Source organism: Streptomyces sp. NPDC088732, assembly GCF_044751205.1.
In the GTDB taxonomy this organism is placed as follows: domain Bacteria; phylum Actinomycetota; class Actinomycetes; order Streptomycetales; family Streptomycetaceae; genus Actinacidiphila.
Genome location: NZ_JBIVLI010000014.1, coordinates 80077 through 98942 on the forward strand (window position 1 = coordinate 80077; position 18866 = coordinate 98942).

General features: G+C 74.5%; 18 protein-coding genes. 7 read left to right on the forward strand and 11 right to left on the reverse strand.

The genetic code is table 11. From position 1 onward, the window contains the following. Positions 1-71 precede the first annotated feature (71 nt). A complete protein-coding gene (locus ACIP9H_RS23520; RefSeq protein ID WP_401960576.1) occupies positions 72-866 on the reverse strand; it encodes an ArsR/SmtB family transcription factor in 795 nt (264 codons plus the stop codon). Positions 867-1071: 205 nt separating this feature from the next. On the opposite strand from ACIP9H_RS23520, the gene ACIP9H_RS23525 reads away from it, so the two are divergent. After that, complete coding sequence (locus ACIP9H_RS23525; RefSeq protein WP_401960579.1) at positions 1072-2013, forward strand: anti-sigma factor RsbA family regulatory protein; 942 nt, start codon at positions 1072-1074, stop codon at positions 2011-2013. Between the two features lie 79 nt (positions 2014-2092). On the opposite strand, the gene ACIP9H_RS23530 is transcribed toward ACIP9H_RS23525, so the two are convergent. The 6 genes from ACIP9H_RS23530 to ACIP9H_RS23555 form a co-directional block, all read right to left on the reverse strand. After that, on the reverse strand, positions 2093-2227 hold the full coding sequence (locus ACIP9H_RS23530; RefSeq protein WP_401586521.1) for a CsbD family protein: 135 nt from the start codon (positions 2225-2227) through the stop codon (positions 2093-2095). Next, a complete protein-coding gene (locus ACIP9H_RS23535; protein WP_401960581.1) occupies positions 2181-3140 on the reverse strand; it encodes a ribonuclease BN in 960 nt (319 codons plus the stop codon). Before ACIP9H_RS23535 ends, ACIP9H_RS23530 begins: the two co-directional genes overlap by 47 nt. 15 nt (positions 3141-3155) lie before the next feature. After that, positions 3156-3632 (reverse strand): hypothetical protein, encoded by a 477-nt coding sequence (locus ACIP9H_RS23540; protein ID WP_401586300.1) that lies wholly within the window; start codon positions 3630-3632, stop codon positions 3156-3158. Between the two features lie 88 nt (positions 3633-3720). Beyond that, positions 3721-4947 carry a glutamate--cysteine ligase gene (locus tag ACIP9H_RS23545; protein WP_401960584.1) on the reverse strand — a complete coding sequence of 409 codons (1227 nt, stop codon included), beginning with the start codon at positions 4945-4947 and terminating at the stop codon, positions 3721-3723. Between the two features lie 10 nt (positions 4948-4957). Continuing rightward, positions 4958-5857, reverse strand: a complete 900-nt coding sequence (locus ACIP9H_RS23550; protein ID WP_401960587.1) for a hypothetical protein — start codon at positions 5855-5857, stop codon at positions 4958-4960. A gap of 18 nt (positions 5858-5875) precedes the next feature. Next, positions 5876-6337 (reverse strand): SRPBCC family protein, encoded by a 462-nt coding sequence (locus ACIP9H_RS23555; protein WP_401586294.1) that lies wholly within the window; start codon positions 6335-6337, stop codon positions 5876-5878. A gap of 150 nt (positions 6338-6487) precedes the next feature. Between ACIP9H_RS23555 and ACIP9H_RS23560 the strand changes: the two genes are divergently transcribed. Beyond that, positions 6488-8788 carry a SpoIIE family protein phosphatase gene (locus ACIP9H_RS23560; protein ID WP_401960589.1) on the forward strand — a complete coding sequence of 767 codons (2301 nt, stop codon included), beginning with the start codon at positions 6488-6490 and terminating at the stop codon, positions 8786-8788. A gap of 7 nt (positions 8789-8795) precedes the next feature. On the opposite strand, the gene ACIP9H_RS23565 is transcribed toward ACIP9H_RS23560, so the two are convergent. After that, a complete protein-coding gene (locus ACIP9H_RS23565; protein ID WP_401960591.1) occupies positions 8796-9005 on the reverse strand; it encodes a hypothetical protein in 210 nt (69 codons plus the stop codon). 166 nt (positions 9006-9171) lie between these two features. Between ACIP9H_RS23565 and ACIP9H_RS23570 the strand changes: the two genes are divergently transcribed. From ACIP9H_RS23570 to fxsA, 5 genes are all read left to right on the forward strand, one after another. Next, positions 9172-9612, forward strand: a complete 441-nt coding sequence (locus ACIP9H_RS23570) for an Lrp/AsnC family transcriptional regulator (RefSeq protein ID WP_319658299.1) — start codon at positions 9172-9174, stop codon at positions 9610-9612. 53 nt (positions 9613-9665) lie between these two features. Then, complete coding sequence (locus ACIP9H_RS23575) at positions 9666-11309, forward strand: amidohydrolase (protein WP_401960593.1); 1644 nt, start codon at positions 9666-9668, stop codon at positions 11307-11309. Positions 11310-11870: 561 nt separating this feature from the next. Further along, a complete protein-coding gene (gene lnt, locus ACIP9H_RS23580; RefSeq protein ID WP_401586282.1) occupies positions 11871-13532 on the forward strand; it encodes an apolipoprotein N-acyltransferase in 1662 nt (553 codons plus the stop codon). Next, a complete protein-coding gene (locus tag ACIP9H_RS23585) occupies positions 13529-14323 on the forward strand; it encodes a polyprenol monophosphomannose synthase (RefSeq protein WP_401586280.1) in 795 nt (264 codons plus the stop codon). Before lnt ends, ACIP9H_RS23585 begins: the two co-directional genes overlap by 4 nt. Before the next feature lie 46 nt (positions 14324-14369). Beyond that, positions 14370-15041, forward strand: a complete 672-nt coding sequence (fxsA, locus tag ACIP9H_RS23590; RefSeq protein WP_401586278.1) for an FxsA family membrane protein — start codon at positions 14370-14372, stop codon at positions 15039-15041. Between the two features lie 62 nt (positions 15042-15103). Here fxsA and ACIP9H_RS23595 read toward each other — a convergent pair whose 3' ends face one another. The 3 genes from ACIP9H_RS23595 to ACIP9H_RS23605 all read right to left on the reverse strand — a co-directional run bounded on the left by ACIP9H_RS23595 (position 15104) and on the right by ACIP9H_RS23605 (position 18559). Beyond that, a complete protein-coding gene (locus ACIP9H_RS23595) occupies positions 15104-15478 on the reverse strand; it encodes an RNA polymerase-binding protein RbpA (protein ID WP_319658303.1) in 375 nt (124 codons plus the stop codon). Positions 15479-15734: 256 nt separating this feature from the next. Then, positions 15735-17180: an MFS transporter gene (locus ACIP9H_RS23600; RefSeq protein WP_401586275.1), complete on the reverse strand. Its 1446-nt coding sequence runs from the start codon at positions 17178-17180 to the stop codon at positions 15735-15737. Positions 17181-17293: 113 nt separating this feature from the next. Further along, positions 17294-18559, reverse strand: coding sequence for a hypothetical protein (locus tag ACIP9H_RS23605; protein ID WP_401960597.1), 1266 nt, complete (start codon positions 18557-18559; stop codon positions 17294-17296). Positions 18560-18866: the final 307 nt, after the last annotated feature.

Sequence of the window (18866 nt, forward strand, 5' to 3'; positions counted from 1 at the left end):
GCGTTGCACGGCCCTCCTCCCATGCTGGGCCGTACGGGTGACGCCTGCCAGTCGGCCGGGAAGGCGGCGGCCTAGCCGGGCTGCTCCAGGGTCTCGCCCGTCTCCAGCAGCGTCTTCAGGCCCGAGACCAGGGCGGGCCAGCCGTGCCGGACCATGCCGAGCACGGTGCTGCCGGGGTCGTGGGCCTCGTGGACCACGGTCAACTTGACCGTGTCGCCGAGCGGTTCGATCTCGAACGTCACCCGGGACCGCTCCTCCCGGACCAGCCGGGCGAGCGTGTCCGCGTCCACGCCCGCGTTCTCGGCCCAGCGCGGGGTGAAGGTGTGCCAGGTGTACGACAGCCGCCGGTGCGGCCCGGACTCCAGGACGACCTGCTCCGGGTCGGCGGTCCGGGCGCCCTTCTCCTCCCAGACCATGGGCGACCCCGGCCGCCAGTCGGTCTCGAACGCCACGCCCCAGTAGCGGCGTGTGAAGGCCGGATCGGTCAGCGCCTGCCAGAGGCGTTCCGGCGTGGTGCGGATGTAGGTCGTGTAGACGAACGCGCTCTCGCTCATCGCCGGCAGCTCCAATGCCCTGTGCAGGTCCGCCAGCGCGCGGGCGCGCTCGCGGTCGTACTGGTCGATCCACCGCTCGGCGATGGCGTTGACGGGGGCGGCGTTGAGGAAGTGCAGCTTCTCGCGGCCGCGGCGGGCGGTCGTCACCAGATGTGCCGCCTCCAGGACGGCGAGGTGCTTGCTGACCGACTGCCTGGCCATGTCGAGGCCGGTGCACAGCTCCCGCAGGGTCTGCCCGTTGCGGGCGTTGAGGCTGTCGAGCAGCCTGCGCCTGCTGGCGTCCGCCAGTGCCTTGAAGATCGCGTCGTCCATGTCCCGCCGTCCCGGACAGGCAGCCGTCCGGCTGCCTGTCCCGTCGACCATAGGCAGCCGTCCGGCTGCCTGTCAACGCGGGACCCGGCAAGGCGCGCGAAGGGGGAGGGCGCCTCCCGTTACGGGGCTCCGCCCAGTCGCGCTGCCGCGCCCGCGGCGCGTGAGCGGTTGGTAGGGTCGCCGGGGGCGGCGGGAGGGTGACGAGGTGCGGAACGAGGCTTCCCAGGCCGGGCCGTTCGTGCACCCGGCGCTGTTCTACCGGACCATGCGCGACTACATGGAGGGCACGGTCCCCTTCGTGCTGGAGGGGCTCTACGGCGGCGAACCCGTGGCCGTCGCCGTGCCCGGGGCCCGACTGGAACTGCTGCGGGCCCAGTTGGGGACGCGCGCGGACCAGGTCCACTGGCTCGACATGCAGCAGGCCGGCCGCAATCCGGGCCGCATCATCCCGGGCGTGCTCGGCGCCTTCGCCGACGAGCACCCGGGCGTCCGCGTCAGGATCGTCGGCGAGCCCGTGTGGCCGGGCCGCAGCGCTGTCGAGCACCCCGCCTGCGCCCAGCACGAGGCACTGATCAACCTGGCTTTCGCCGGCCGCCCCTTGACGATCCTGTGCCCCTACGACGCCGCCCGCCTGGACGCCACCGCGCTGGCCGACGCCCGTGCCACGCACCCCGTCACCGTCGAGGGCGGGCGCCTGTCACGGAGCCCCGCGTACGCGCCGGACCGCGTGGTGGCCGCGTACAACGCCCTCCCGCCGCCACCGCCGGACACCGTCTCCGAGCCTTTCGACTCCGAGCGCCTGGCCGTCGCCCGCGGCGCCGCGGCCGAGCGGGCGCGCCGGCTCGGCCTGACCGGGGAGCGGCTCGGCGACTTCACGCCGGCCGCGGGGGAGCTGATCACCAACAGCGTGGTGCACGCGGGCGGTTCCGGGACCGTCGCCGTGTGGGCCGAGGACGGTCACGTGGTGTGCGAGGTCGCCGACACCGGCCGCCTCGACGACCCGCTCGCGGGGCGCCGCCCCGCGGCCCGCGGCCTGCCGCACGGGCGCGGCCTGCTGATGGTGCACCACCTCGCGGACCTGGTCCGCACGCGGACCGGCGCGGACGGCACCAGGATCCGCTTCTACATGCGGTCGTCCCGTACCTGAGGCTTCGCCCACGGGCAAGGGCCGGCGACGCGCCGTCGCGCGTCGCCGGCCCCCGGCGCCGTACGGTCGCCGGTGCGCGTCAGTGGTCGAGGGTGTCCTTCGACTTCTCCACGACCTGCTTCGCGTCGCCCTTCACCTGATCGGCCTTGCCCTTCATCTTCAACCGGTCATTGCCGGTGGCCTTGCCCGCCGTCTCCTCGACCTGGCCCTTGATCTTCTGACCGGTGTGCTTGGCCTTCTTCTCGGCGCCCATGGGGGTCTCCTTCCGAGCCTTCGGCAGCTTCGTTCTCGTCGTGCGCCTGCCCGCCGGAATGGTGCGAAAACCTGTCAATCGGGACGGACAGGTGCCGGCCCAGCAGACAGGCCCCGAAGACGACGTACCCGACGCCGATCAGCCACGACTGGACGATCAGCACCGTGCCGACCGCGCCGTAGGAGACCGCGTTCGTCACGATCAGCGGGGAGAACACCAGGGAGGAGAAGATCCGCAGCCCCACCAGGCCCGCCACGGTGAGGATGGCCCCCGGCAGCAGCGCCCCCCAGCTGATCCGCCCGGCCAGCAGGAAGTGCTGCGCCCACCAGAAGAACAGCACCCCCAGGAGGAGGGTCAGCGCCACCCGCACGAACGCGGCCGGCAGGCCCTCCCTCAGCACCGTGCCGCTCTGCGCCTCCGCGAACAGGTACGCCGTCAGCGCCACCAGCCACACCGCCCGGCGCCACAACTGGTGCCACGGCGCCGGCGGCAGCTCCCAGATCCGCAGGTACCCCACCTCGACGGCGGCCGCGAAGGACAGACCGAAGAGCCCCAGCAGCACGAGGCTCAGCACGCTGGTACTGCTCAACACCCTGCGCGGTGCCGCGAAGAGCTTGCGCACCGCCTCCGACGGGGTCGGCGACAGGCCCATCCCGTCGACGATCCACTGCGCGAACCCGGCCTGCTGGAACGGCACGGCGGCCGCCACCACGATCAGCAGCGGCACCAGCGTCACCATGCCCAGCGCCGCGAACCCCATGGCCCGGTGCAGCAGTTCCAGTTCGCCGCCCTGGCGCATCACCCGGTGGCCCGTGGAACGCCGCCATGCCCGGAGCGGATGCCGCAGCGTCCACCACACCCCGGGTCGGGCCATCACACACCTCGGCGTTCAGCGGAAGGCGGCGACGGCCGCGTGACGACGTACCGCCTCCACCGTGTCGGCCTGCTCACGGGCCCGCTCCAGCAGGCCCTTCAGCTGCGCCTCGTCCAGGTCCCGGTGCGGCGTGAGTGACAGCAGCGTACGCCAGAGCAGGGACTTCCCCTCGATGCCGAGCCGGAGCGTCTCGAGTTCGATCACCGTGCTCAGTCCGGACCTGCGGGTCACGCGCCCGTTGAGCTTCAGCAGGCGGGCCTTCTCGGCGAGCCGTCCGGCATACACCTTGTGACGCCGCGCCGGTACGTCGAGGGCGTCCATCACGCCGAGAAGGGCCTGCCGGTCCTCCGTGATCTCCTCGGCGACCCGGCTCAGTTCGCCGCCGTACGGCGAGGAGCGGTGGTGCTCGGCGAGGTGGTGTGCGAGCCGGCGGCCGGCGGTCGAGCCCGCCAGATGGTCGTTGAGATAGATCTCCAGGACGTCCCGGCGCATGGCGGGCCTCCCTCGCTCGGGTCCGCGCGCGGCGGACGTCGACCGGCACCGGAGGACCGCGCCCGGTCCGCACGCTCCGCCGGGAGCCTCATGGGGAGCGGCTTTCCCCTCCGGCACCGGACAAACCAGGCGCCGGGCAGTCATGGGCCCGCCGGCCGGGCGGGGGCGCGCCCTCCGTCTGGGCGGCGAGCATGTCGACCGCCGCGGTGGGCCCGGAGACCGTGCCGGCCCGGCGCTGGCGGACGGCGCCCGTGCCGTGCAGATGGAGGGCCCTGACGGCACCCCGGACGAAGGGCAGGTCGCCGGTGGCCTCCAGCGCGGGGGCCAGCCGTGCCAGGAGGCGGCCGAGCAGCGCACGGGCCGGGACGCGGGTCTCGCGCACGGGGTCGACGGCGTGGCCGTCGAGACCGAAGCGGGCCGCGGTCCACAGCGCGGCGGAGGCGAGCTGCGCCGGTACGGCGGGCGCTTCGCGTCCCGCCGCGAGGTCGGTGAGCGCCGTCGCCACCAGGGCCCGGGTGAGGGCCGCCTGCAGAGCCGTCTCCCACGTCGTGCCGAGCGCGTCGGCGGCCCGGACCTCGACCGTCGGCAGATGGGGCGACGGCCGGGCGAGCCAGAAGGTCATCGCGGGGTCCACGAGGACGCCGCACTCGACGAGCCGGGCCACCTCCGCGTCGTGCTCGGCGGCCGAGCCGAACCGCGGCGGGATTCCCGACCCGGGGAAACGCGCCTGATCCATGACCCGCCAGCTCGCGTACCCCGAGTCCCGGCCCCGGTCCCAGGGGGAGTTCGCGGACAGGGCCAGCAGGACGGGCAGCCACGGCCGCAGCCAGTTGACCACCGCGACCGCCGTCTCCCGGTCCGGCACCCCGACGTGCACATGGCAGCCACAGGCCAGATATCCCGCGGCCTGCCGCTCGTAGAGCCGGGCGATCGCGGCGTAGCGCTCCCCGCCGCTCAACGGCGCCGCCCCGTCGAGCACGGGCAGGCCCGTCGACACCAGGCGCCCGCCCTCGGCCCGCGCTGCGGCGGCCAGGGTGCGCCGGGCCCCGTCGAGCTGCCGCACCAGTTCCGGCAGGTCCGTGGCCACACCCGTGGCCGCCTCGACCTGCGCCGCGGACAGCTCCCGCTGCAGTACGGCGTCCGGCGCGGGCGGGGGCATCCGCCGGGCCCGTTCGATCACGGGGCCGGCCAGCCCCGCGATGCGCCGCGTGCGCGCGTCCACGAGCAGGAACTCCTCCTCGACCCCGAGGGTCCTGCCGGGCTCAGGCGCCGTCGCGGGCCGCGGCGGGGGCACGTTCTCCTCCTGGGCGGTCATGGCCGTGCGTCTACCCGCCCGAGCCGGGTTCCGCGAGGTCCACCGCCAGCTCGCCGACGCGCGCCGCGGCGGCGGCCGCCTGCCCGGCGGCGGCCCGCACCGACTCCTCGGCCTCCGCGACCCGGCCGAGCGCCCGGTCGCGGTCGGCGGCGCCGCACCGCCGGTCCTCCTCCGCGCGCAGTGCGGCCTCGGTGAGTTCGCGGAGCCGCGACTCGGCGGCGTCCAGTGCCGTGCGGGCCTCCGCGAGGTCCGCGTCGCGGGCGAGGGCCTCGTTGCGGGCGCGCTCGGCGTGGCGGCGGGCCTCGTCCAGCCTGCGGCGGCGCCTGGCCGCGTCGTGCGGCCGCGACCGCAGGGGAACGACGGTGTCCTTGGCGGCCGCCGCGTGCTCGGGCCCGGCCGGGGCCCCTGCCGCGGGAACGGCGCCGCCGACGGCCTGGTCGAAGTCGACGGCGCCGCTCAGCGGCCGCACGAGGCGCCCCGTCGCCCAGGCACGCGCGGCGCCGGCGTCGGCGAGGGCGGCGTGCAGGGTGCCGCGAACCTCGTCCAGCGCGGCGTCCGCCAGCGGCCGCCCGGCGTCCGCGGCGAGCCGGGCGGCCTGCCGGCCCAGGGCCTCGACCAGGACCCGCTGCTGCCGGCCGAGGGCCCGCAACTGCGCGCCGTCGAGCTCACGATGGGCCCGCCGCAGTGCCTCGCCGAGCCCGAGCAGGGCCGTGACCTCGTCGGCGTGCTCCCGCACGAGCAGATTGCCCGCCCACGCGGCGACCGAGGGCCGGCGCAGGCCCGCGATGCGGGCGGCCAGCCCCCGGTCCCCGGCCCGGCGGGCGTTCCTGACGTGCGCGTCGCGGGCGGCGGTGAAGTCCTCCGGCGCCAGCGCGTACAGCTCGTCCGCCACCGCGTCCAGGTCCGTCATGGCGCCACGGTCGCACCGTCACCCGCCCGGCGCTACCCGGCCGCGCCAGCCACCGGACTCAGCTCCGCGCTCCTCGATCCAGTCCTTGAAACGCCGCAGGTCGCCCCGGGTGCGCCGGTCCAGCACACCGAGCGCGTCGGCGGCCTTCTCGGCGAGCCCGGAGGTCTCGACCTCCATGGCGAGGTTGACGCGCGTGCGCTTCCGGTCGAGCCGCTGGAACGTGACGACGCCGCGCTGCCTGACGTCACCGGACAGCGTCCGCCACGCCACGCGCTCGTCGGGGAGCTGGTCGACGATCTCCGTGTCGAATTCCCGTCGGGCGCCCGCGACATTCGTGACCCAGTGATTGTGGCGGTCGTCGACCTGGGTGACCTGCTCCACGCCCTCCATGAATTGCGGGAATTCCTCGAATTGCGTCCACTGGTTGTACGCCGTGTGCAGCGGGACGTCGACGTCGACGAATTCGCTGATGGTGCCCATGTGGTTTCTCCTTTCGTGGAACGGTCGGTGGTTCGGCTTCCCGGAGGAGATGCTCCTAACCCCGGTCGCCCCGTCGCCCGGCTTGGCCGGTGCGCGATGGCCGAACGATGACCTGCCCGTTCGGGGGTCCGCCTGTGCGATGCTCGCAAGGTGAGCCACGACGGACACGCTTCCGCGTTCGGTGGCCGGCAGGAGCCGCGTACCGCCGCCGAGCAATTGGCGCGCACCGTCGCCCGCCTCCGCACGGAGCTGGACGACCAGCAGCGGACGATCCCCGGCCGGGACGCGGTGGAGCGGGCGAGGGGCGTGCTCATGGGGCGTCTGGGAATGACACCCCGCGAGGCCCGCGAGGAATTGCAGGCGCGGGCCGCGAGCGCGGGCCGGACCCTGGTGGAGGAGGCGTGGGCGCTGCTCGCCGCGCACGGTCCCGCCCTTTCCGCCGCGGGGACGCCGCTCCCCGGCGGGAAGGAGAACGCCGGCGGCGACACCGCCGACGAATTCGCCCAGGGCCTGGAGGAGCAGCTCGCGGGCTCGGCGGGGGTCGACGCGCTCCTGGTCTACGTACGCTCTCCGGGGGGCGGGCTCGACCTCGTCGCCCACGCCGGGGTGGACACCGCCCTCGCCTCCGCCTGGGGCCATCTGCCGCCGATCCGCGACCTCGCACCCTTCGAGGCGGTGAACCTGCGACGCCCGGTGTGGATGAGCGACCTCCACAAGGGCACCGCCGGACGGCCGCTCGTGGGCGACTGCCCGGAGACATGGCCGTCGCGGGCCTGGGTGCCGATGCGCCGCGGCGAGGACGTCGTCGGCGTGGTGGGGTTCCTGCGGCGGCGGCCCGACGCGTTCGACGCCGCCGACCGCGCCCTGGTGCAGGCCGCCGCGCGGGTCTGCACCGCCTGCGCGGAACCGGCGGCCGCCCCGGACAGCGCGGCGGACCGGGCCCCGGCGCTTCAGGTCGTCTTCGACTGCCTGCGCGAGGCCGTCGTCCTGCTCGTGCCCGTGCGCGGCCGGAGCGGCGAGGTGACCGACTTCCGGATCGAGGCCGCCGCCCCGGCGTCGGTGGACGCGGCGGGCCGCACCGGGCGCGAGCTGGTGGGGCTGCGGGTGCTGGAGTGCGACCCCGCGGTCGCCGGGACCCCGCTCTGGCACGGCTGCCTGCACGCGCTCACGACCGGCGAGCCCTACGAGAGCGACGCGTCCGACGACCCCGGCATCGCCTGCGGCGGCCCCGACCCCGCCGTCCGCCACGCGGTGCGCGCGGTGCGCCTCGGTGACGCGCTCGTCGTCTCCTGGCCGCCGCAGGCCGCGGCCGGCCAAGAGGCCGAACGGCTGCGGCGGCTTCAGTACCTGGGCAACCTCGGCTGGGCCGACTGGGACCTGGCGACCGACGCCCTCCAGTGGTCCCCGCAGGTCTACGCCATCTTCGACCGCGATCCCGCGCTCGGCCCCATCCCCATGGACGAGCTGGCCCGGCAGCTGTTCCCCGAGGACCTGCCGGCCGCCGGCGCCGCCGCGCAGGCGCTGCTCGCCTCCGGACAGCCGGTCGACGTGCCCTTCCGCATCCGCACCGCGCACGGCACCCGTCACCTGCGCTTCGTCGCCGAGGCCGTGATCGGCGCCGAGGGCAGGCCGGTCGCGGTCCACGGCTTCTACCAGGACCTGACCGCGCAGCGGAACGAGCAGATCGCCCTCGACGAGGCGCGGCGCGCGTTCGGCGCCCGGCAGCGCGGTCCGAGCGCCGAGCAGGCGCTGGCCCGCCGCCTCCAGGACGCGCTGCTGCCGCTGCCCGCCCGCTCCTTCGACCTGCCCGGACTCAACTGCGACGTGTCCTACCTGCCCGCCGCGGCCTCGATCCAGATCGGCGGCGACTGGTTCTCCGCCGTCGAACTCCCCGACGGCTCGACCCTGCTCGGTGTCGGCGACGTGGCGGGCCACGGCATCGAGGCCGTCGCCACCATGGCCGGACTGCGCCACGGCGCCGAGGCCATGGCGCTGAGCGGCACGCCCCCGCAGCGCGTCCTGGAGCGTCTGAACCACGCGCTGATGAGCAAGGGCACCGCCACCGCGACGATGCTGCTGGCCCAGTACCGGCCCGGCACCGGCATCCTCACCTGGGCCCGGGCCGGACATCTGCCGATCCTCCACCTGCGCGACGGCCACGCGGTCTTCCTCGCCCAGCCCGACGGGCGCATCCTCGGCGCGAGCCACGAGAGCGCCTACGGGCAGGCGACGGCGGAACTGCGCTCAGGCGACCGGCTCTTCCTGTTCACCGACGGGCTGGTCGGGCGGCGCGGCCAGGACCTGGACGCGGGGCTGGAGCGCCTGAGCCGTGCGGCCGAGTCCGTGGCCGGCGGCGATTCGGCCACGGTGGCGCTACGGGTGACCGAGGCGCTCGTCCCGGCCGATCCGGGGGACGACAGCTGCCTGCTGTGCGTGCGCGTCACGGCGTGACGGGTCGTCAGCCATGGGCCCCTGTGTCCTCCTCGCCGCGGAGCCGCCGGCGGTGGGCCCGCAGCATCCGGAGCACGGCGGGCCGGTCGGCGTGCTCGCGCTCGTAGCGCAGCAGTTCGTCGAGTTCGCCGGCGGCGGGGGAGTCGTCCGGCGCTCCCGGGTCCGGCCGGCGGGTTCCGTCGCCGCCGCTCGGCGGTCGCTCCTGGCCTTCCGGCACCGGCATCACCTCCGTGGCTGTTCGGCACCGGTTCGACTGCCCCGCGACGGATGCCGGAAACACGGCGTTCAAGGGAATTGTCCGCCATGTGTGCCGGCCGGGGACGTACCGCCGGGAACCGGGCCGGATGTCGCGGACGACCACGGACCCTGTAGGTTCTTGCGTCGTGGAGGAGCTGGACCGGCAAATCGTGGAACTTCTCGTGGCCGACGGGCGCATGAGCTACACCGACCTGGGCAAGGCCACCGGTCTGTCGACCTCGGCCGTGCACCAGAGGGTCCGCCGCCTGGAGCAGCGCGGGGTGATCCGCGGGTACGCCGCGATCGTCGACCCCGACGCGGTGGGCCTGTCGCTCACCGCCTTCATCTCGGTCAAGCCCTTCGATCCCAGCGCCCCGGACGACATCGCCGACCGGCTCGCCGAGGTCCCGGAGATCGAGGCCTGCCACAGCGTGGCCGGCGAGGAGAACTACATCCTCAAGGTCCGGGTGGCCACCCCGATCGAGCTGGAGCACCTGCTGGCGCGGATCCGCACCCTGGCCGGGGTCTCCACCCGGACCACGGTCGTGCTCTCCACCCCCTACGAGGCCCGGCCGCCACGCGTCTGAGCCCGGCCCCACCGAAGCACTCCCACACCGCACCACCCCGCGAGGCGAAACCAGTGCCGCACACCACGAACGAGCCGACCACCCCCCGTACCGTGCTGCTGCGCGGCGGCAACGTCTACAGCCCCGCCGACCCCTTCGCCACCGCCATGGTCGTCGACGGCGGCACGGTCGCCTGGCTCGGCTCCGAGGGCGCCGCGGACTCCTTCACGGAGGGCGTCGACGAGGTCGTCGACCTGGCCGGCGCGCTGGTCACCCCCGCCTTCACCGACGCGCATGTGCACACCACCGCGACCGGTCTCGCCCTCACCGGCCTGGACCTCGCCGGGGCCGGCACGCTCACCGAGGCGCTGGACCGGGTGGCCGCCCACGCGCGCGCCCACCCGGGCCACCGCGTGCTGCTCGGCCACGGCTGGGACGAGTCCCGCTGGCCCGAGCAGCGCCCGCCGGCCCGTGCCGAACTCGACGCCGCGACCGGCGGCCGCCCCCTGTACCTGACCCGCGCCGACGTGCACTCCGCGGTCGTGACCACCGCCCTCCTGGCGCTGGTCCCCGGCGTCGAGGCGCTGGCCGGCCACGACGCGGCCGGGCCGCTCACCCGCGACGCGCACCACGCGGTGCGCCGCGCCGCGTACGCCGCCGTCACCCCCGAACAGCGCGCCGCCGCGCAGCGCGCCGCGCTCGCGCACGCCGCCTCGCTGGGCATCGGGGCCCTCCACGAGTGCGCGGGGCCCGAGATCTCCTCCGAGGACGACCTGACCGCGCTGCTGCGCCTGGCGGCCGAGGAGCCGGGCCCGTCCGTCCTCGGCTACTGGGCCGAGGCCGTCACCGGCCCGAAGGACCTGGAGCGCCTGCGCGACCTGGGGGCGATCGGGGCGGGCGGCGACCTCTTCGTGGACGGCTCGATCGGCTCCAGGACGGCCTGCCTCCACGCCCCGTACGCCGACGCTCCCGGGACCAGCGGGACCGGGTACCTCGACGCCGCCGCCGTCGCCGAGCACGTGGCGCTGTGCACCGCGGCGGGCGTGCAGGCCGGCTTCCACGCCATCGGCGACGCCGCCGTCGCCGCCGTCGCCGAGGGCGTGCGCGAGGCCGCCCGGCGCGTCGGCCTCGACCGGGTGCGCGCCCTGCGCCACCGGGTCGAGCACGCCGAGATGATGACCGGGGACACCGTCGCGGCCTTCGCCGAACTGGGGCTCGTCGCCTCCGTGCAGCCCGCCTTCGACGCGGCGTGGGGCGGCGAGGACGGCATGTACGCCCGGCGTCTGGGCGTGGACCGGGCCCGCACGCTGAACCCCTTCGCGGCGATGACCCGCGCCGGCGTGCCGCTGGCGCTCGGCTCCGACAGCCCCGTCACACCGCTCGACCCCTGGGGAACGGTGCGTGCCGCGGCCTTCCACCGGACCCTGGACCACCGCATCTCCGCACGCGGCGCCTTCAACGCCCACACGCGCGGCGGATGGCGCGCCGCGGGCCGCGACGACGCGGGTGTCCTCGTCCCGGGCGCGCCCGCGGACTACGTCGTCTGGCAGGCCGGCGACCTGGTCGTCCAGGCCCCCGACGACCGCGTCGCCAACTGGTCCACCGACCCGCGCTCCGGCACCCCCGGCCTGCCCGACCTCAGCCCGGACCTGCCGCTGCCCACCGCCCTGCGGACGGTCGTCGGAGGCCGCACGGTGTTCGCACGGCCGAACGAGTGACGCGAGCCCGCGCGATGCGGCCGAACGGTTCTCCCTCGGCATGGCGTGGCACGGTCCGCGGCCCGCGCTTGACCTGCTGATTTGGCCAATCAGCGCAGGTCACACGGCTGTTGACAGGCGACGGTCGGGGGCGAGTAGGTTCGGCCGGGTCCACCACCGGACGTCCGACCGGAGGCCTCCACGCGTCCGGCGACCGCCGCTGGGCCCCGGGGCGTCGCGCCGCATTGGCACGCGCCACTGGAAGCCAGGTCCAGCGCCCGCGGTACGGAACGGGCTCGCCCGGCCGGCAGGTGTGACCGGGAGGGGCCCGGACGCCCAGTAGACAACGGCCTTGTCGCCGATCCGCAGCCAGCGGGTCCCAGGTCGGCCCGAAGGGCGCTCCGGGCCCCGAGCCCACCTCCCCTCGCCTTCCCCCAGCGCTGGGGGACCGCCGCGCCGGACCCTGGCGCCCCGTCACGGGCGCGGTCCGGCCGTCCGCTTTGCCCGCCCGAGGTCCGCGGGGGCCGCCATCCGGGGTACGGTCACTTCACACAGTGCCCACCTGCAAGGAAGGCCGCGAACGTGCGACCGCGTTCCGACGCCCCGACGGCGACCGCCGAGCCGACGGCGACGACCGATGAGGCCCGCCCGCCGGCGGCCGTGGGCGCCCCCGGGAGGGCGGCCCGCGTCCGGCGGTCCGTGCGGCGGCACGCGCGGCGCACGGCGATCGCGGCCGTGTGCGGCCTGGCGCTCGCGGCGGCCTTCCCGCCGTACGGACTGTGGCCGCTGTCGATCGCGGCGGTGGCGGGCCTGGCACTGCTGACCCGGGGCCGCACCGGCGGCCAGGGCGCCTGGCTCGGCTTCGCCTTCGGCCTGCCGTTCTTCCTGTGGCTGCTGCTGTGGCTGCGGGTGATCGGCTACGACGCCGTCGTCGGCCTGTCGCTGATCGAGGCCGCCTTCGTCGCGCTGCTCGGCGCCGGCCTGGCCGTGACGTCACGGCTGCGGGCCTGGCCCCTGTGGGGTGCCTGCCTGTGGGTGACGGAGGAACTGGCCCGGGACCGGCTGCCGTTCGGCGGCTTCCCGTGGGGGCGGCTGGCGTTCGCCAACACCTCCTCGCCGTTCACGCCCCTGGCGGCGCTCGGCGGGGCCCCGCTGGTGACCTTCGCCGTGGCGCTGTGCGGCTCCCTGCTGGCCTCGGCGGCCGTCGCCGTGTGGCTGCTGCGCACGGGCCCGGTCGTGTTCGGGCGGCGTCGTTTCGTGCCCGCGGCGGGGGCGGCCGTGGCGGCGGTAGCCGTGTTCGCGGCGGGCTGGGCCGTACCGGTCCCGACGAAGGCCGACGACAGCGTCCGGGTCGCCATCGTGCAGGGCAACGTCCAGCAGCCGGGTCTGCACTTCCTCGGCCGTCCGCTGAAGATCCTCAACAACCACGTCGAGGCGACGCTCAAGCTCGCCGCGGACGTCAAGGCGGGTCGCACCCCCAAGCCGGACCTGGTGATCTGGCCGGAGAACTCCTCCGACATGGACCCGTTCGCCGAGCCGCAGGCCTACGCGCTGATCACCAAGGCCGTCCAGGCCGTCGGAGTCCCCGTCCTCGTCGGCGCGCTGGTCGACGGCCCGGACGAAACCCATGTGCAGAACGAGGGCATCGTCTGGGACCCGGTGACCGGCCCCGGCGCCTCGTACACCAAGCAGCACCCCGTGCCGTTCGGCGAGTACGTGCCGTTCCGGCAGGAGCTGACGAAGGTCATCAAGCGCCTGGACCAGATCCCGCGCGACTTCTACCCCGGCAAGCACTCCGGGGTGCTCCAGATCGGCCCGGCGCGGCTCGGCGACGTGATCTGCTTCGAGGTGGCCTACGACGGCATCGTGCACGACACCGTCGCCGCCGGCGCCCGCGCGCTGATCATCCAGACCAACAACGCGACCTACGGGCGCACCGGCCAGCCCGAGCAGCAGCTGGCCATGTCGCAGCTCCGGGCGGTGGAGCACGGCCGCGCCGTCGTCACGGCCGCCACGAGCGGCATAACGGCCGTGGTCGCCCCCGACGGCCGGATCGAGCAGCAGACCCGGGAGTTCACCCAGGACGTACTGAGCGCCCGGCTTCCGCTGCGGGACGAACTGACCGTCGCCGACCGCGTCGGCGACGGTCCCGAATGGGCGCTCGCTATGGTGGGGCTCCTGTCGTGCGTCGCGGCGTTCGTGCTGGGCAGGCGAGGCAGCAAGCAAACGGAGGAGCAGCAGTGAGCGTTGGCGGTGGGGTCACCCGCGGTACGGCCCCGGGGAGCGCCTACGGGCCGCTCGGCACGGTTCTCGTGATCATTCCGACGTACAACGAGGCCGAGAACATCAAGCCGATCGTGAGCCGGGTCCGGGCTGCCGTGCCGGAGGCGCACGTCCTTGTCGCCGATGACAACAGCCCCGACGGCACGGGCAAGCTCGCGGACGAGCTGGCCGTCGTCGACGACCACGTGCACGTGCTGCACCGCAAGGGCAAGGAGGGCCTGGGCGCGGCCTACCTCGCCGGCTTCCGCTGGGGTATCGACCAGGGCTACGGCGTGCTGGTCGAGATGGACGCCGACGGCTCCCACCAGCCCGAGGAACTGCCGCGGCTGCTGACCGCCCTCAAGGGCGCCGACGTGGTGCTCGGCTCGCGGTGGATCCCCGGCGGCCGCGTGGTGAACTGGCCCAAGTCCCGCGAGTACCTGTCCCGCGGCGGCAGCACCTACTCGCGCTTCCTCCTCGACGTGCCGCTGCGCGACGTGACCGGCGGCTACCGGGCCTTCCGCAAGGAGACGCTGCTCGGACTCGGCATGGACGAGGTCGCCTCGCAGGGGTACTGCTTCCAGGTCGACCTGGCCTGGCGCGCGGTGAAGTCCGGCTTCCACGTCGTCGAGGTGCCGATCACCTTCGTCGAGCGCGAGCGCGGCGACAGCAAGATGAGCCGGGACATCGTGGTGGAGGCCCTGTGGCGGGTCACCGCCTGGGGTGTCGGGTCCCGCGTGCGCCGCTTCGGCGAGGCCCGCCGCAAGAGCTGACCGGGGCCCTCGGGGCGTCCGGCGGCGACCAGGCACAATGGGGCGTATGACGATCAGCACCCCGCCGCCGGACGGGTCCGGTGGACCGCAGCAGCAGCGACAGCAGGGGCGCTCCCGCGGGCGGCGCTGGATCGCGCCGGCCGTGGCCGCGTACGCCCTGCTGGAGATCTGGCTGCTGATCCTGGTCGGCAGGGCGGCCGGCGGCTTCACGGTCCTGCTGCTGCTCGTCGCAGGACTGGTCCTCGGCGGGCTGGCGGTGCGCAACGCGGGCCGCAGCGCGTGGCGGTCGCTGAGCGAGGCGGTGCGCGCGGCGACACCGCCCGGTCAGGACGGGAGCGCGGCGGGGGCCGAGGACTCCGGGGCCACTGGAGCCGCCGGCGGCGGCACCGCGGGCAAGGGCAGGGCGAAGGGCGGCGCCGGCGCGCTGCTGACCGGCGGCCTGCTGCTGATGGTGCCCGGCCTGATCTCCGACGTCGCGGGGCTGCTCTTCCTCTTCCCGCCCACCCGCTCGCTGCTGACCCGCGTCGGCGGGCGCGCGCTGGAGCGCAGGGTCGCCGCCCGGCCCCAGGAACAGGGTTCGCTCGGCGACCTCTTCCGGCAGGCCCGCGACGCGGAAACGCAGATGCGGATCCACCGCCCCGACGGCAAGGTCATTCCGGGCGAGGTGGTCGACCGGGGCGCGGGTGAGGACAACGAAAACCCCGGGTCGCGGCACTGAGGCCACGTCGCCCGGGGCGCACGTCGGATGGGGCCCGCCCCTCACGGGCCCGCTACCTTCTGTCAGGCGGTCTTGCGGTTGTCGCGCGGATGAACCGCGATGTTCATCGCGCCGGAGCGCAGAACGGCCAGCCGTTCGGCCAGGACTTCCTCCAGCTCCTCGACCGTACGCCGCTCCATGAGCATGTCCCAGTGCGTACGCGCGGGCTTGCTCGTCTTCTCCTCCGGGCTCTCTCCGTCGACCAGAAGAGCCACCTGGCCACAGGCCCGGCACTCCCACTCCGGCGGAATCTCGGCCTCCACCGAGAACGGCATCTCGAATCGATGGCCGTTCCGGCATGCGTACTCAACGGTCTGGCGAGGCGCCAGATCGATGCCGCGGTCGGTCTCGTAGCTCGTCGCCCCGAGTCGCGTGCCGCGGAGAGCTCGCTCACTCATGAATCGTGCCTCCCGGGCTATGTCGCCCACAGGACAGGTGTCGCTGTCGTCGTCATCCGGTCAACGTCCGGTCGGCGGTGAAGATTCCCGTATCGGGAGGTGCGTCGCCCGTCGTGCCGCCCCTTTTTGTACCCATCGGCGCCCGTTTTGTCACATCTCACGAAAGATGTCACCCTGCGTTCTGATATCTTTAGCGCGCAGTAACGGCCCATCCGTCGAACCAACCGCGTACACTACCGCGTCGCACTCAGAGGGGCTAAATCGTCTCGGGGACCGGATTGCCCGCGGCCGCCACCGCCCGCCGCATCGGCACCCGGAGCAGCAGCACGAAGCCGATCGCGAAGAAGACCACCAGCGAGATGATCGCGTCCCGGTAGCTGCCGCTGAGCTGGTAGGTCAGCCCGAACAGCAGGGGCCCGAGCCAGCTCGTCCCCCGGTCGCTCACCTCGTACACCGAGTAGTACTCGGCCTCCTTGCCACGCGGCACGAGGTGCGAGAAGAGCGACCGCGACAGCGCCTGGCTGCCGCCCAGGACCATGCCGATGGCCGCGGCCAGGAGGAAGAAGCCCACCGGCCGGCCGGCGGGCAGGAAGAATCCGGCCGCAAGGGTGATCGTCCAGGCCACCAGCGAGCCGAGCACGGTGCGGTGCGTCCCGTACCGCGCGGCGAGCCGGCCGAGCAGCAGGGCACCGAACACCGCCAGCACCTGCACCAGCAGGATCGCGCCGATCAGCGTCGTCTGGTCCAGGTCCAGTTCCTCCGAACCGTAGACGGAGGCCTGGGAGATCACGGTCTGGATGCCGTCGTTGTAGATGAGGTACGCCAGCAGGAATCCGAGCGTGAGCGGATAGCGGCGCATGTCCCGGACGGTGTCGGCGAGCTGCCGCCAGCCCTGGCGCAGCGCCCCGGACCCTGATCCGGGCCGGACCCCGGCCGCCTCGGCCGCCGGGGCGAGCCGGTCGCGCAGCCGCAGCATCGGCACGATCGTGAAGCCCGCCCACCACAGCCCCGCCGAGGCGAGGCAGATCCGCACGGCCGTGCCCTTCGAGACGCCGACCGCGTCGTGGCCCAGGAAGAGGGCGAGGTTGGCGACGAGCATCAGCGCGCCCGCGGCGTAGCCGAACGCCCAGCCGCGCGAGGACACGGCGTCGCGTTCGTGGGGCTCGGCGATCTGCGGCAGGAACGCGTTGTAGAGGACGACCGACGCCGCGAAGGCGACGTTGGCGACGATCAGCAGCCCGCCGCCCAGGAGGTAGCGGTCACCGCCCACGAAGAACATGGCGGTGGTCGCGGCGGCCCCGATGTAGGCGAACAGCCCCATCAGCGGCTTCTTGCGGCCGGTACGGTCCGCGATCGCCCCGGCGAGCGGCATCACCAGCACCGACAGCAGTACGGAGGCGGAGACGACGTACGCGAAATAGGCGCCCGCGCGCACGGGTATCCCGAGCGGGCGGACGAAGCCGTCGGGATCGGCCGCCGCCTCGGCGATGTCCGTGAGATAGGGGCCGAGGAAGACCGTGATGACGCTGGTGGAGAAGACCGAGTTGGCCCAGTCGTAGAAGTACCAGCCGCGTTGCTCGCGGCGTCTTTCGCCCGCGGCCGCCACGGCGCCGCCGCCCGCCGTCGTGTCCCGCGCCTCGTCCGTGCTCACCACTTGTGCCCGCCGTTCCGTGTCCGTGCGCCGTGCCGATGTGATCGGCATGATGCCATCCGCCGGGCGCCGGGTGAGAGCCAGGACACACGACTGCCCCCGGGCGCCGCTGGGGCGGCCCCGGGGGCAGGGCGGTATGCCTGGATCGCGGCGGTCCGCGACGATCAGGCCTTGCCGCCGTTCGTACGGCGGCGGCGCAGCACCCAGAAGGTGGCACCGACACCCGTGGCCAGCAGCGCGCCACCCACGATGGTCTCGGGGGTGTTCATGCCGATCGAACCGCCGAGACCGGTGTTCGGGGCGCCGATCGGGCCGCCGCCGATCCCGCCGCCGCCGATCCCGCCACCACCGATGCCGCCGCCGATCCCGCCGCCACCGCCACCGCGGCCGCCACCACCCCAGCAGCCGCCGCGGCCGCCGCCGTAACCGCCGTCGCCGCCGCGGCCGCCCTCGCCGCCGCGGCCACCTTCGCCGCCGCGGCCACCTTCGCCGCCGCGGCCACCGAAGTCACCGCGGTCGTCGCCGCCACGGCCGAAGCCGCCGTTGTCGTCCATGTTGCGGCCGTCGGCCAGGTCGGTGCCCGCGCCCTGAGCGGCGAAGTCGTCGCTCAGGCCCTGGCTGCCGGGGCCGCCGTTGCCGTTGTCGCCGCGGCCGCCGCCGTCACCGCGGCCACCGTCGTCGCCACGGCCGCCGTCGTCGCCACGGCCGCCGCCGTCACCGCGACCGCCGCCGCCGTAACCGCCGTCGCCGCCACGGCCGTCCTCGCCACCGCGGCCGTAGCCGTCACGGCCACCGCCCCACCACGAGTCGCAGTTGTCGCCGTAGCCGCCGCGGCCGTGTCCGTAACCGCCGTGCCCGCCGCGGCCGTAACCCCGGTCTCCGTAGCCCCGGTCGCCGTGGTCCCGGCCCCGGTCGTCACCCCGGTCGTCGCCGCGGTCGCCGTGGTCGTCGCCGCGGTCACGGTCGCGGTCGCGGTCGCCGTTGTCGTCGCCGCGACCCTCACCCCGGTCGTCGCCGCGGCTGTCGCCCCGGCCGTCACCGGAGCCGGTGCCGACGCCGGCACCGGCGCCCGGGACGCTGCCGTTGCCGTCGATGGCGCGGACGGTCAGCTGCACGACGCTCGGGCCGGTGTCCTGACCGGTCGGCTCGGTGCAGTCGACGGTCACGTTGTACGTGCCCGGGGGCGTGGCCGCCGGGACCGTGAAGCTGGCACCGCCGCCGGTCGAGCTGACCGCCACGGTGGGGCGCTCCGGGATGCTGGTCGTGATGACCGTGTCGCTCACGCAGTTGGCGACGGTGACCGTGACGAGGTCACCGGGGGAGACCCGGTAGCTCGAGAGCCCGACGCCAGGGGCTGCGACAGCGCTTGTTGGCAGGACGACAGCGGCTACGGTCATCGCCGCCCCGGCCATGATGCGTGGAGCACGCATGAGGTGAACCTCCTTGCGGACGGGGCAGGTGGGACTGGCTTCCCGTGGCACGAACTGCGACCGCGTCCTTGCTCCCATGGCACGAGGACCGGGATACGGCCGCACCTCGGAACGGGCTGCCGCGTTGCTCCGGACGGGGCATCAGGTCTGTCGGTCGATCGCGGTCACCGCAGGTCAGCGACACATTTGGAGCCGCGTCAGAAAAATGTGAAGAGCTGGTCAAACGGGTGACCCTCTGTCAGAGGATCTTGACTTCGGAATGGGCCGACGATACGTCAGCCGACGAGCCGTCAGGCAGGCGCGCTCC